14 protein-coding genes and 1 other RNA gene are annotated in these 13376 nt (G+C 65.9%); 11 read left to right on the top strand and 4 right to left on the bottom strand.

Going from position 1 to position 13376, the window contains the following annotated elements; genetic code table 11:
* Positions 1 to 54: 54 nt before the first annotated feature.
* Together pepQ and GGR73_RS09105 are read left to right on the top strand one after the other, a co-directional pair.
* The gene (pepQ, locus tag GGR73_RS09110) at positions 55 to 1380 is read left to right on the top strand and encodes a Xaa-Pro dipeptidase (protein ID WP_184456618.1); all 1326 of its coding nucleotides are present in this window, start codon (positions 55 to 57) and stop codon (positions 1378 to 1380) included.
* A 28-nt stretch (positions 1381 to 1408) separates the two neighbouring features.
* Positions 1409 to 1807 carry an XVIPCD domain-containing protein gene (locus tag GGR73_RS09105; RefSeq protein WP_024938113.1) on the top strand — a complete coding sequence of 133 codons (399 nt, stop codon included), beginning with the start codon at positions 1409 to 1411 and terminating at the stop codon, positions 1805 to 1807.
* Between the two features lie 177 nt (positions 1808 to 1984).
* Here GGR73_RS09105 and GGR73_RS09100 read toward each other — a convergent pair whose 3' ends face one another.
* Together GGR73_RS09100 and GGR73_RS09095 are read right to left on the bottom strand one after the other, a co-directional pair.
* Positions 1985 to 3325 carry an aminopeptidase P N-terminal domain-containing protein gene (locus tag GGR73_RS09100; RefSeq protein ID WP_024938112.1) on the bottom strand — a complete coding sequence of 447 codons (1341 nt, stop codon included), beginning with the start codon at positions 3323 to 3325 and terminating at the stop codon, positions 1985 to 1987.
* A gap of 13 nt (positions 3326 to 3338) precedes the next feature.
* A complete protein-coding gene (locus GGR73_RS09095) occupies positions 3339 to 3881 on the bottom strand; it encodes a YecA/YgfB family protein (RefSeq protein ID WP_024938111.1) in 543 nt (180 codons plus the stop codon).
* A gap of 236 nt (positions 3882 to 4117) precedes the next feature.
* Between GGR73_RS09095 and GGR73_RS09090 the strand changes: the two genes are divergently transcribed.
* From GGR73_RS09090 to GGR73_RS09055, 8 genes are all read left to right on the top strand, one after another.
* Positions 4118 to 4339 carry a TIGR02449 family protein gene (locus tag GGR73_RS09090; protein WP_024938110.1) on the top strand — a complete coding sequence of 74 codons (222 nt, stop codon included), beginning with the start codon at positions 4118 to 4120 and terminating at the stop codon, positions 4337 to 4339.
* A complete protein-coding gene (locus GGR73_RS09085; RefSeq protein ID WP_016903560.1) occupies positions 4336 to 4635 on the top strand; it encodes a cell division protein ZapA in 300 nt (99 codons plus the stop codon). Before GGR73_RS09090 ends, GGR73_RS09085 begins: the two co-directional genes overlap by 4 nt.
* A gap of 96 nt (positions 4636 to 4731) precedes the next feature.
* Positions 4732 to 4916, top strand: a non-coding RNA gene (gene ssrS, locus GGR73_RS09080) — 6S RNA.
* Positions 4917 to 5169: 253 nt separating this feature from the next.
* Positions 5170 to 5760 carry a 5-formyltetrahydrofolate cyclo-ligase gene (locus GGR73_RS09075; RefSeq protein WP_167709604.1) on the top strand — a complete coding sequence of 197 codons (591 nt, stop codon included), beginning with the start codon at positions 5170 to 5172 and terminating at the stop codon, positions 5758 to 5760.
* Complete coding sequence (locus tag GGR73_RS09070; RefSeq protein WP_016903558.1) at positions 5757 to 6227, top strand: EVE domain-containing protein; 471 nt, start codon at positions 5757 to 5759, stop codon at positions 6225 to 6227. Before GGR73_RS09075 ends, GGR73_RS09070 begins: the two co-directional genes overlap by 4 nt.
* 105 nt (positions 6228 to 6332) lie before the next feature.
* Positions 6333 to 6980: a ribose-5-phosphate isomerase RpiA gene (gene rpiA / locus GGR73_RS09065; RefSeq protein WP_016903557.1), complete on the top strand. Its 648-nt coding sequence runs from the start codon at positions 6333 to 6335 to the stop codon at positions 6978 to 6980.
* Between the two features lie 163 nt (positions 6981 to 7143).
* Positions 7144 to 7593 (top strand): DUF192 domain-containing protein, encoded by a 450-nt coding sequence (locus GGR73_RS09060; protein WP_184456616.1) that lies wholly within the window; start codon positions 7144 to 7146, stop codon positions 7591 to 7593.
* Between the two features lie 40 nt (positions 7594 to 7633).
* On the top strand, positions 7634 to 8515 hold the full coding sequence (locus tag GGR73_RS09055) for a SirB1 family protein (RefSeq protein WP_046344164.1): 882 nt from the start codon (positions 7634 to 7636) through the stop codon (positions 8513 to 8515).
* Positions 8516 to 8604: 89 nt separating this feature from the next.
* Here the strand turns inward: GGR73_RS09055 and GGR73_RS09050 are convergent, their stop codons facing one another.
* The gene (locus GGR73_RS09050) at positions 8605 to 8844 is read right to left on the bottom strand and encodes a rubredoxin (protein WP_024938106.1); all 240 of its coding nucleotides are present in this window, start codon (positions 8842 to 8844) and stop codon (positions 8605 to 8607) included.
* Between the two features lie 23 nt (positions 8845 to 8867).
* Between GGR73_RS09050 and thiE the strand changes: the two genes are divergently transcribed.
* Positions 8868 to 9491: a thiamine phosphate synthase gene (thiE, locus tag GGR73_RS09045; protein ID WP_184456615.1), complete on the top strand. Its 624-nt coding sequence runs from the start codon at positions 8868 to 8870 to the stop codon at positions 9489 to 9491.
* 678 nt (positions 9492 to 10169) lie between these two features.
* Here thiE and GGR73_RS09040 read toward each other — a convergent pair.
* Positions 10170 to 13349, bottom strand: a complete 3180-nt coding sequence (locus GGR73_RS09040) for a TonB-dependent receptor (protein ID WP_184456613.1) — start codon at positions 13347 to 13349, stop codon at positions 10170 to 10172.
* Positions 13350 to 13376 lie beyond the last annotated feature (27 nt).

Below are 13376 nucleotides of genomic sequence, written 5' to 3'. Positions count from 1 at the left end.
ACCACGATTACGGCAAAATCGCGACCTGTCTTTGCATCGCCGATCGAGCCCCGCATGCCCCAGCCGTCCTTGAGCCACCTGTATTCCGACCACCTGCGCACGCTGACCGCGCGCGCCGACGAGGCGCTGCAGCGCGGCGGCTTCGACCACCTGGTGGTGCCCAGCGGCAGCCTGCATTACCAGGTGTTCGACGACCGCGACTATCCCTACGCGGTCAATCCACAGTTCAAGGCCTGGGTGCCGCTGACGCGGGTGCCCAACAGCTGGCTGGTCTACACCCCGGGCAAGCGCCCGATGCTGATCTTCTGCCAGCCGTTGGACTATTGGCATGTGGTGCCCGAGGCGCCCAGCGGCTGGTGGGTGGAGCACTGCGACATCCACATCATCCGCACCCCGGACCAGGCCCTGGCGCTGCTGCCCAGGCAGATCGACCGTTGCGCCATCCTGGGCGAGGCGCAGAGCGCGCTCGGTGCGTATGTGCCCAACAATCCGCAGCCGGTGCTCGATTACCTGGACTACCAGCGCGCGTTCAAGACGCCGTACGAACTGGCCTTGCTGCGCATCGCCCAGCAGCTGGCAGTGCGCGGCCATCGCGCCGCCGAAGCGGCCTTCCGCGCCGGCCAGAGCGAGTTCGGCATCCATATGGAATACTGCGCCGCCGTCGGTCAGGACGCCAACGAACTGCCCTACGGCAACATCATCGCGCTCAACGAGCACGGCGCGGTGCTGCACTACACCGAACTCGGCCAGCAGCCGCCGCAGCCGCTGCGCAGCTTCCTGATCGATGCCGGTGCTTCGGCCTACGGCTATGCCAGCGACATCACCCGCACCTACGCCGCCGACCCCGGCAGCGAATTCCAGGCCCTGATCGATGCGGTGGATGCCGCACAGGTGCGCATGGGCCAGGGCGTGCGCAGCGGCGTGGATTACAAGCAGTTGCACGTGGATGCGCATCTGGCCCTGATGGGCATCCTCAAGGACTTCGGCATCCTCACCGTGTCGCCGGAAGCTGCGCTCGCCACCGGCGTCAGCGCTGCATTCTTCCCGCACGGGCTTGGCCATCTGATCGGCCTGCAGGTGCACGACGTGGCAGGCTTTGCGGCCAGCGACCGCGGCGGCCGCATCGAACGCCCCGCCGGCCACCCGTATCTGCGGCTGACCCGCGTGCTGGAAGCGGGCATGGTGGTCACCATCGAACCGGGCGTGTACTTCATCGACATGCTGCTGGACGAAGTGAAGAAGAACGGCCACGCCGCCAGCGTCGACTGGGCGCGCGTTGCGCAGTTCAAACCCTACGGCGGCATCCGTATCGAAGACGAGGTGGCGTGCACCGATGGCGCGCCCGAAAACCTGACCCGCCCGGTGTTTGCCGCCCCTTGAATCTTTCCGCACCGCACGGAGCATTGCCATGAACGATCCACGCCAGTCCTCGCACCCCGACCATCCGATGTATCAACAGATCCAGCGCGGCGTGCATGCAATCGATGCGGCACATGGACGCACACCCGACCAGACCAGCGACCGGCTCAGCGCCGCCCTGTTGCCGCTGGCCAAGGAAGGCGGCCTGTCGCGCGTGGATCATGTGCTGATGAGCGAGGCCAACAATCGCGGTGTACACGGTGGCGAAAACGTGTTCGTGGTGCAGGGCGACCCGGCCAACCCGGCGCATCTGCGCGCGCACATGAAGACCGAACAGGCATTGAGCACGCCGGAAGCGCAGTCGTTCGCACGCGCACAGCAACTGGCGACGCCAGGCGAACAGGTCCAGCAGCCCGAACGCACCCAGACACCACAACTCGGCCAGTAGAACGGCCCACAGCAAAGCGTCCGGGCGCCTCATGCCTGCAAGGCGCCCGGCGCGGCCCGAGCGCCGCCGCCCTCAGCCGGATACGCCGCGCAATCTCAACCAAACCGGTAATGCGCGTGTTGCTCGCAAGGCAATGCACCGATCCAGGTCACGGCCGCTCATCGCGGCATGACCGCGCTATGCGCGCAACGCGTCGCGGTCCGCCATCTCCGCTTCGATCTCGTCGGCGCTGCGCGCCAGCGCATCGGTCAGCACCCGATGGCCGTCGGCGGTGATCAGCACATTGTCTTCGGTGCGGATGCCGATGCCGCGCCACTTGGCCTCCACCGTGGTGTCGTCAGCGGAGATATAGAGTCCCGGCTCGATGGTGAACACCATGCCGGGCTCGAGCAGACGCGAGTCGCCAGCCAACCGGTAGTCGCCCACATCGTGCACATCCAGCCCCAGCCAGTGGCCGGTCTTGTGCCGATAGAAGCGCTTGTAATGGCCGTCGGCGATATTGCGCTCCAGCTTGCCCTTGAGCAGGCCCAGCTGCAGCAGCCCCTCGGTCAGGGTCTGCACCGCGGCCAGATGCCCGGCTTCGTAGGGCACGCCAGGGCGCGCCTGCGCCAGCGCGGCAGCCTGCGCAGCGCCGACCAGATCGTGCAGCGCACGCTGCGCCGGGGTGAAACGGCCGTTGACCGGAAAGGTGCGGGTGATATCGGCCGCGTAGCCGCGGTACTCGGCGCCGGCATCGATCAGCACCAGTTCGCCATCGCGGCTGCGCGCATTGTTGGCGCGGTAGTGCAGCACGCAGGCATTGCTGCCGGTGCCGACGATGCTGCCGTACGCCGGCCACGCATCGGCGGCGCGGAACGCGCACTCCACCTCGGCCTGCAGTTCGTACTCGTGCACACCCGGCCGCGCCAGCCGCATGGCGGCGCGATGCGCGCGCACGCTGATGTCGGCGGCGTGCTGCATCAAGGCGATTTCGTCGCGCGACTTGAACAGCCGCTGCTCGTGCAGCAGATGCCCGAGCTCGAGGAATTCGTGCGGCGGCTGCGCGCCGTGGCGCACCTGCTCGCGCACGCGCTTGAGCCAGCCGATCAGCTTGAGGTCGAAGTCGACATCGCGCCCGAAGTGGTAATAGACGCGGCTGCGCCCTTCCAGCAGGCCCGGCAGGATCTCGTCGACATCGTCGATGGGGTACGCATCGTCCATGCCGTAGCGCTCCACCGCGCCTTCCTGGCCCTCGCGCGGGCCATCCCAGGCCTCACGCTCGGCATCGCGCTCGCGGCAGAACAGGATCGCCTCGCCATGCTTGCGGCCCGGCACCAGCACCAGCACCGCTTCCGGCTCCGGGAAGCCGCTCAGATACCAGAAATCCGAATCCTGCCGATACGGGTAGTGGGTGTCGTGGCTGCGCACCCGCTCGGGCGCGGCCGGCAGGATCAGGATGGCCTGATCGCCGGCCATCTGCATCAGCTGCTTGCGCCGACGCGCGTACTCGGCCGCGCCGATCCCGGTGAGTTTTTTCATGGCGGTCGTGCGGTCAGTTCAGACGTTGGCGGAAGCGCGGCCCCATCACGCAGTCGCCATGCAGCAACAGCACCGCCACGCGCACGAACTCCTCGATCTCCGCCAGGGCGGTGTCGTCTTCGTCGGCCGCATCGAAATCGTCGCTGGACGCCTGCGCCAGCCGCGCCAGGTCCTGCAGCGCCTCTTCGCCCTCTTCGGTCAGTGCCGGGCGCTGCTGCGCCGCCAGGCCGAAGCCGCCCAGAAAGGCACGACACCAGTCGAACAAGGCATCGGTGCGCGCCGCCAGCGGTGCGCCGTCGTCGATCAGCAACAATTCGAAAGCGAAATCGCGGTCTTCCAGCTGCGCCACCGTGGCCTGCCGCATTTGGTCCAGCGCCCCGCCCTGCCTGGGTGCCACCTGCGCGGTGTCGGCCAGGATGCGCGCCAGCCAGTCGCCGCTGTCGGCACCCCCACCGGAGAGCCACCCGCACAGCCCGCCATGCAACTCCGCTGCGGAGGAAGCCAACTCCAGCTGGCGACTTTCGTTTTGCACAGCGGTTACATCGGGCAGATCCATCGGGTCATCCAGGCTGGGAACAGGAGGTGCCGGCGCATGGGCCGGCGATTTGACTTCCCAGTGTATCAAGGCACCCCGCGTCGGCCGCCAGCGGCGCGTTCCCTACGGGGTCTACGCGCGTAACGCCGGCCGCGCCGGCCGCGGCGCAAGCCCTTGTCGGGATTGGCCTGACGGCGGGTAAGCGGGCTGCGATCGGGCGCTTGACCGCCGCGCGCACGCGCCCCTATCGTGAGCGCATGGACAACGCCGCTGCCCTCGCCCAGATCCGCGCACTTGCCGCCCGTGTGGAAGCCCTGGTCGAGCGCAGCCAGCGGTTGACCGACGAGAACCGCAGCCTGCGTCACCAGCAGGAACAGTTGATCGGCGAGCGCGCGCAATTGCTGACCAAGAACGAACAGGCGCGCTCGCGCGTGGAAGCGATGATCGTGCGGTTGAAATCCCTGGAGCAGCACACGTGAGCAACAACGAGCCGGTCAGCGTGCGTATTCTGGATCGTGAATACACCGTTGGCGTCACCGCCGACGAACGCGAGAGCCTCACCGCTGCGGCGCGCCTGCTGGATCTGCGCATGCGCGAGATTCGCGGCAGCAATCGCATGGCAGCGGTGGACCGCGTTGCGGTGCTGGCCGCACTCAATCTGGCGCACGAATTGCAGCAGCTGCGCGATCAGCAAGCGTTGTACGACCGTGAACTGGCCAACACGCTGGACAGCTTGAATCGCCGCCTGGACAGCGTGTCCGACACGCCGCGTTGAGGTGCAGTTCGCGCTGTCGTCGCAAATATGAACTTTCAATTGCGCCGGCCGACGAATGGGCTAGCCATCGCGCAGCAGAGGTCTATACTTCACCTGCGTTCTCTGCTGTAAACGACAGCGTGCAAAACATTCGCCTTGTCCCTTAATTACGACCACGGGGGCGCGACGAAGCCGGGAGTGCAAGTCCGCCTTGTAGCGGGAAGCCCGAAGGCCTCACAACGTCCCCACTTGAACCCCGGGTTCAAGGTCGTTTCGCCCGCATCGTTCACGGCGGAGAATGCAAATCTGAAACGGCGCCTTCGGGCGCCGTTTCTTTTTGCGTATCTGAAACGCACGGCACGCGCAGTTCGACTGCGCCGCTGTTGCAATGACTACGCCAAGACATGCGTGCGCCGCAACGTTGCCAGTGCTGCACGCACGCGCTCAGCGACAGGCGAGAGACTTGCCGGCACCGGCGATCGGTGGGACACACGCAGCTAGGCAGGCGCGTCCACGCCATCGACAATATCCCTCCGCCTATCGCTGCGAGACGCCATGACCGACGACCGAGACGCCTTGCGCCAGCAGTTGCGCGCGCTGCGCCGCAGCCTGCCCGCAGCGCAGCGCCTGGCAGCCGCGGATGCGCTGGCCGAGCGCCTGCTGGCGCTGCCGTTCGCGCCGCAGACCGGCGCGGTGGCCGGGTACTGGGCGATGGATGGTGAAATCGCGCTGCATCGCTGGCAACTGAGCCTGCCGGCCGGCGTGCGCTATTGCCTGCCGGTGCTGGACGGGCGCGTCCTGCGCTTTGCGCCGTGGCGGCCGGGCCAGGGGCTGGTCAGCAACCGCTACGGCATCCCCGAGCCGGACGTGGCACGCGCCGCGCTGCTTGCACCCGAGGAGATGGCGCTGGTGGTGACGCCGTTGACCGGCTTCGACGCGCAGTGCCGGCGGCTGGGCATGGGAGGCGGCTGGTATGATCGCAGCTTCGCGTTCCGGCATCGCCAGACGCCGCCGCCCTGGCTGGTCGGCGTCGGCTTCGCCGCGCAGCAGCGACCCGCCCTGCCCATCGAATCCTGGGACGTGGCGGTGGATGCGATCTGCACCGAACACGCCACCTTCCTGAAAGACGACGCCGTTTCCGAATGACTGCCCGCAAGCGCTACTGGTTGATGAAGTCCGAGCCGGACACGTTTTCCATCGATGATCTGGAACGCGTCGGCACCGAACCTTGGAACGGCGTGCGCAACTACCAGGCACGCAACTTCATGCGCGACGGCATGCATGTCGGCGACGGGGTGTTGTTTTACCACTCCAACTGCAAGGTGCCGGGTATTGTCGGCATCGCCAAGGTCGCCAGCGCCGCATATCCGGACGACACCCAGTTCGATCCCAAATCCGACTACCACGACCCCAAGGCCACCCGCGAAGATCCGCGCTGGATGCTGGTGGACGTGGCCTTCGAGCGCAAGCTCACGCGCACGATCGCACTGGACGAAATCAAGCAGCAGGCCGACGCCCTGGGCGAAGGCTTCCCTCTGATCGCCCGCGGCAACCGCCTGTCGATCCTGCCGGTGACCGCCGCGCAGTGGAAATTGTTGCTGGCGATGGAGTAGCCGGGAGTAGAGATTCGGGGTTTGCGATTTGCAAATCCCGCTCAGCCCAGCCGCTCTTGCGATTCCCCAATCCCGATTCCCGATTCCCCAATCCCGAGCCCCCAAATGTCCGAAGCAAAACGCCTGGCCGCCGAAAAAGCGATCGATTACGTGGAAGACGGCATGATCGTCGGGGTCGGTACCGGTTCGACGGTGGCCTACTTCATCGATGCCTTGGGCCGCATCAGCCACCGCATCAAGGGGGCGGTGTCCAGCTCCGAGCAGAGCAGCGCGCAGCTCAGGCGCCACGGCATCGAGGTGCTGGATCTCAACCACACCGGCAATCTGTCGCTATATGTGGATGGCGCCGACGAGTGCGACCCGAATCGTTGCCTGATCAAGGGCGGCGGCGCGGCGTTGACGCGCGAGAAGATCATTGCCGAGGCCAGCGAGCGCTTCATCTGCATCGTCGACCCGAGCAAGCAGGTGCCGGTGCTGGGCAAATTCCCGCTGCCGGTGGAAGTGATTCCGATGGCGCGCAGCCTGGTGGCCCGCCAGATCCTGGCGCTCACCGGCGGTCAGCCGGTATGGCGCGATGGCGTGGTCACCGACAACGGCAACGTGGTGCTGGACGTGCACAACCTGCAGATCACCGACCCGGTGGCGCTGGAGCGCAGCCTGAACCAGATTCCCGGCGTGGTCTGCGTGGGCCTGTTCGCGCGTCGCCCGGCCGATGTGGTGATCGTCGGTGGCGAGCCGCCGCGGGTGATCTGAGCGACCGCGTGCAAGCACGCGCATACGCAGTAGCGGCCCGCGTTGCGAAGCGGCAGCGGGCCGGACTCCCGTTACCTGCGATGACGGTACACCGCACTACAGCGGCTTGACGCACGCAGCCGCTTGGCAGATGGTGCGGCATCCCCGCCTACTGGTATGCCGCATGCGCCGTCTTTGCCTCCTCACCCTTGCGTTGTTGATCCTGCTCAGCGGCTGCGCCAGCAGCGGCGGCACCTGGGTGGAACTGGCCGGCACGCGCTACCAGGTGGAGCTGGCGCAGAACGATGCCGACCGCGCCAAAGGCCTGATGTTTCGCGATGCCATGGCGGACGATCACGGCATGCTGTTCGTCCACGACCGCCAGGAACCGCTGGCGTACTGGATGAAGAACACCAAGATCGCGCTGGATATCCTGTATTTCGACAATGAGCGCCGGCTGGTGTCGCAGCAGCGCGACGTGCCGCCGTGTTCGGCCGGCGACGCCTGCCCGCCCTACCCCAGCAAGCGCCCGGCCCGGTACGTGCTGGAACTCAATGCCGGCCAGGCCGCCAGGCTCAACCTGCAGGACGGCGCCAGCCTGACCCTGAGCCCGGATATCCCAAAGCTCAAGTGAATCTCACGCGACAGGCCCTTCCTGTCAGGAAGTACCGGACTTGAACCACGCGCCGCTTGCCGACACTCTTGGCAGCATGGTCGACATGCTCCCACTTCCCCATTGGACCGCGCTCGCCAGCCTGGACGACGACGCAGTGCCGTTGATGTCCACCGCGCTGCTGATTGCGCGCGACGAGTATCCGCAGCTGGACGCCGAGCTGTACGACACGCTGGTGCAAAGCCACGTCGAGCACCTGCGCCGCGAGGTGGAGGCGATCGACCTGTGGCCGCTGAAGATGGCCGCAGTCAATCGCTACCTGTTCGACGAGCTGGGCTATTCGGGCAATCACGACGAGTACTACGACCCGCGCAACAGCTACCTCAACCAGGTCTTCGAACGCCGGCTGGGCAACCCGATCTCGCTGGCGATGGTGCAGATCGAAGTGGCGCGCCGGCTGGGCATTCCGCTGGCGGGCGTGTCGTTTCCCGGGCATTTCCTGGTGCGTTTGCCGGTGGACGACGGCGTGCTGGTCATGGATCCGTTCAACGGCGGCCGCCCGCTGGGCGTGGACGAGCTGCGCGAGCGCGCTCGTCCGCACCTGGGTGGCGAGATCCCCGACGACCGCGCCCTGGCGCAGATTCTCGACCCCGCACCGCATCGCGCGATCCTGATCCGCATCCTGCGCAATCTGCACGGCGTCTACGCCGATGCCGAACACTGGGACCGCGCCGCGCGCAGTGCCGACCGCATCCTGAAGCTGGTGCCGGACCAGCCCGAGGCGCTACGCGATCGCGGCATGGCCTATCTGCATCTGGGCCACCGCAACGGCGCACGCCACGATCTGTCGCGTTATCTGCAGCTCAATCCCAGTGCGCAGGACGCGGCCAATCTGCACGAACATCTGGTCGAACTGAACAGTCAGCGCGCGCGCGCGCACTGAAAACACAGCCTGCAAGGCCCTCGCCAGCACCATGCGAACGTGTGCCGGCGATGTTGTGGCGCGAAAAACGCAGCGACCCAGCCAGGACCTCAGTCGATCTCGACCATCTCGAAGTCGTCCTTGGTCACGCCGCAATCCGGGCAGGTCCAGGTGTCGGGAACGTCCTGCCAGGCGGTGCCCGGGGCGATGCCCTCTTCGGGGATGCCGTCGGCCTCGTGGTAGAGAAACCCGCAGACGACGCACATCCAGGTGCGGTAGGTGGTCGTGGATGTCTCGCTCATCGGATAATCGCGGTCACGCAACGGTGGGGCTGCATTGTCCCATCCCACCCACCGCTTCCGGAAGCGCTGCCATGTCCGACCTGCACAACGCCCGCGGCGTCTACCTCATCACGCCCGACGAACCCGACACCGCACGCCTGATCGCGCGCACCTTGCCGCTGCTGCCCGCTGTCACCTGGCTGCAGTACCGCAACAAGCAGGCCACCGCGGCGCTGCGCCTGGAACAGGCCAGCGCGCTGCGCGAGGCGTGCGCTGCGCACGGCGTGCCGTTGATCATCAACGACGATGCGCAGCTGGCACGACAGGTGGGCGCGCAAGGCGTGCACCTGGGCGAAGACGATGGCGAGGCGGCCGCGGCGCGTGCACTGTTGGGCGAACAGGCCATCATCGGGGTGTCGTGCTACGACGAGATCGCGCGCGCGCGCGCAGCGGTCGCGGCCGGCGCCAGCTATGTGGCCTTCGGCGCGTTCTTCCCGACCACCACCAAGGTGACGACACGTCGCGCCACGCCGGCGTTGCTGCAGCAAGCCGCAGCGCTGGGAGTGCCGCGCGTGGCGATCGGTGGCATCGCGGCTGCGCAGGTGCCCGGCTTGGTGGCTGCAGGTGCCGAGTTGATTGCAGTGGTCAGCGGCGTGTACGCCGCGCCGGACCCACTCGCGGCAGTGCAGGCATATCGGGCCGGGTTTGCACGCTAGCGTGGCTGGCAGACGACAGACGTTACCCGCGACACGCGCAAGCGAAGACGCAAGAGACCGAGACTCGAGTCGAAGCGTCGTTTATTGGATGCAATCAAAAGCTCGGTGGGTCGAGCGCGCGCTGCCCTCAGCGCTCGTGGGACACGCCGTGAATCCGTCCATGGAGGCTGCTTGGCGGCATCCACGCCGCCAAGGGCCCCGCAATCGGCAAGGACACCGCACTAGGAAATTTGCCGGTGGCCAGGTGAAAAACCTGCTTGTTGCCAGACCTGCGTGAGGTACTCAGAAAGTCGTAGGGTGCATGCCTAAAGCCTGCCTGTTGCTCGAACTGCAACGGGGTTTCGGACGCGACGTCATCCGAACAACGCGCGTCATGCTCTGTTCTTAACCAGGCGCACCAACCCTCCCGACTGGTCCTTGCCCGCTCACCGTCGCGGGACCTTACGCGGCATGGATGCCGCGTAAGAGCCTACACGGACGTACTTGCGGCGTGTCCTGCGGTGGTGGGCGGGCAAGGGGCCCGCAGCCAAACTGCAGATCAACCGCTTTACGACTGATCTATGCGCGCGACCAATCCTCCATCAGCGCATACGAATGGCGACGTGACGTACAGACAACAAGGCAGCGACGCGTGCCATCACGCGTCGCTGCCGGGACCGACCTTATCGCCTGGCGCGATTAGAAGTCGTAGCTCAATGTCACCCGGCCCGAGCGCGGTGCCTGGTAGGCCACTACCTGATCCCAGAGCGGGTTGGTGGTGTTGTCGGGCAGCTGCGAGAACGGGTAGATGTTGGTTGCGGTCTGCTCGTTGGTGATGTTGAACACGTCAAAGCGCAGTGCCAGCTTGCCGGCGGCAAATGCCGGCTTGTAGGTCACGCCCATGTCGAGCTGCGCGATCCAGCCCAGCCGCCCCTGCGAGCCGGGAGGCGACGCCACGCCGGTGCCGGTCTCCGGGTTGTAGCAGTAGTGGTAAGGACCGCCGGTGATCGCGCTGCCACCGTAGCCGGCCGGGTCGGTGCCGGTGTAGTTGTCGCCGTAGTAGTTGCCCAGGCAATTGTGCGGCGCGCCCGAGATCAGGCTGAAGTTGGCCGACGCACCCCATTGCGGAGTGAACTGGTAGAAACCGAACAGCTTGAGCTGATGACGGTGATCGTTGGATTGATCGCCGTTGAAGTGTTCCATCAGCGCCGCGTGGTCCCAGCTCTGCGTGGTGGAAACCGAGGCCTGGCCCTGGTAGCTGCCCAAAGCGCCGCCGGTGCGCCACAGGTCAGAACGCACCTGACCTTCGGTGGTGCCGTAGCTATGCGACCAGACGTAGTTGACCTTGGCGTACCACTTGCCGTCGAACGGACGTTCCAGATTGAATTCGACCGCCGAGTAATTGCGCTTGAACTTCGGGAAGCCGGCCGCCTCGCGGCTCACCGACACCTCATGGAACTGGCCATCGGTGCCGATCACGCCCCAGGTGTTGGTCTGGCCCGGATTGATCAGCGATGCACCGGCAACCTGCGAGAAGTCGATGGTGACACCCTGGGCGGCCGCAGCGGCAATCAACGCCGTATTGGAAACGTCGTAGTTCTGATCGTCGATCCCCGCATTGAGCCGGCGATGCGTGCCGCGCACGCCCAGCACCCAGCCGGTGTCCAGCTGCTTGGTGAAACCGAGGATGACCTCGTCCTGGTTCTCGCCCTCGATGTCCTTGACCACCGCGGTGCGCACGTCGGCGATGCGGCCGAAACGCGAGTTGGCCGACACGGCCGACCCCAGCTGCTGCGCCAGGATCGGCGTGCCATCGGCGTTGATGCCGCTGTAGGTGAAGTAGGTATCGGTGGTGGTGGCCGGGGTGAACAGGCTCACTGCCGACAACGGCAGGCCGAGGTAATAACGGCCCACGTTGCCGAACACCTTCAGGCTGGAATCGCCGTTGACGTCCCAGCTGAAGCCCAGCCGCGGCGCCCAGGCGTTATCCACTTCGATGTATGGGTCGCCGAACGGGGTGTAGTTGGTGAACTCGTCCTTGCGCAGGCCGATGCTCAGCAGCAGGTTGTCGGTGACCTGCCACTTGTCTTCGATGTAATAGGCGCGTTGCTTGGCCTCGTAGGAATACAGGCTGGTGTTGATGTTGCGGACCACGTAATAGCCGCTGGACCCGTTGACCGGATCGACCAGGCCCGGGCTCGGTGCGCCGATGCCGCCGGCTTCGTTGGCCGACTGGCTGACCAGCCCGCCCGTCCCTACACCGTTAGGATCATCGGTCTGGCCGTAGGTCCACGAGTATCCAGGGCCACGTAATTGGGAACCAACATCGATACCCTCGGACTTCTGGTTGTCGATACCGAAGTTGAGCGTGTGGTGACCGATGCGCCACTCAAGGTTCAGACGCTGATTGTCCTTCTTGTAGGCACGATCAGGCGACGTGATCGCCGTATTTACCGGCTGCCGTCCTTCTATGGGAGTACCGCCCGTGTAGGCAGGATTTTGCAATGCGGTGCTGTCAATGAAGGGGCCATTCTCAGCGTTGTAGTTGTACTGAGTCAGCTCGTCAGGCGTTTTCATCTTGCCGTACAGCGCGGTCACGGTGAGGTTGTCGCTGAGATAGCCGGTGTACTTGCCGGTGAACAGGGTCGGGCCGGTCTTCCAGGTCGCGTCGTTAGTGATATAGCTGCCACGCTCACGCGCCAGGTAGTCGTAGCGGTAGATCGACCCATTGGTCTCTGCCTCGTCGCTGGCGCCGGTCACTTCGATCAGGTGGTTGTCGGTGATGTTCCAGTCCACCTTGGCGTACCAGCGCTTCTGCTTGTAGTCGTAGTCGGTCAGACCACCGGTGCGGCCGTTGTCGGTGTCGCGATTGGTGCCGACGCGTACGCCGTCCGAATCCACCTGTTCGGCAGCCAGGAAGAAGAACAGCTTGTCCTGGATGATCGGCCCGCCGACATAGGCGCTGTAGGTGGTCTGGTTGGCTTCGGCCTCGCTCGCCGGCTGATACAGGCCATTGGCCGAGCGCGCGTAGCGGTAGGCGGCGTTGTTGATCGTGCTGCCCTGGCTGTCCGGGCGCCAATAGATGTCGCGCTGATTGGCCTTGAGACCGTTCGGCTCCCAGATCACCGCCGCGCCGAACTTCCACTCATTGGTGCCGCGCTTGCCGATCTGGTTGATCACGCCGCCATTGGCGCGGCCGTACTGCGCGCCGTAGCCGCCGGTGAAGATTTCCTGCTGGTCGATGGCGCCGTACGGCAGGGTCAGGCCGCCCAGGTTGTTGCTGATGGTGGTGGTGTTGAAACCGTTGAGGTAATAGGCGTTTTCGCTGGCGGCCGAGCCGCCGAAGCTGGGCAGCGAGCCGCCGAGCGGGCCATTGTCGAAACCGCCGCTGTTGACCACCACGCCCGGTGCGAGAAGCGCGATTGCCTCGGCGGTGCGGCCCAGCGGCAGCTGTTGCAGCTGCTCGGCGGTGACCACGGTGCGGGTGTCCACGCTGCTGACGTCGATGGTGGTCAGGCCTGCGGCGGTGACGGTCACGCTGTCCAGGGTCTGCATGCCGCTGCCCGACGCGGCAGCGAACGAGACGTCGGTGTTGGCGCCGACGGTGATCGCGACGTTCTCGCGCGTCTCCACCACCGCGCCGTCGCGCTTGACGGTGACCTTGTAGGTGCCCAGCGGCAGGTTGCCGGCGGTGTAACGGCCGCGCGCATCCACCGGTACTTCGCGGCTGAACCCGCTGTTGTTTTCCACCAGCACGCTGGTGCCGCTGCTCTGCCCCACGCTGCCGACGATGCTGCCGCTGGTGGACTGCGCGTGGACGCTCCCCATGGCCACGACCAGCGCCAACGCCAAGGCACGCTTCTGGATACTACGGTTCATGCTGTCTCCCCCAAGTCTGGAACTGTC

This window comes from Xanthomonas sp. F14, from assembly GCF_014199865.1.
The sequence above is the reverse complement of the archived record's forward strand: the minus strand, read 5'-3'. Positions and strand labels throughout refer to the sequence as shown.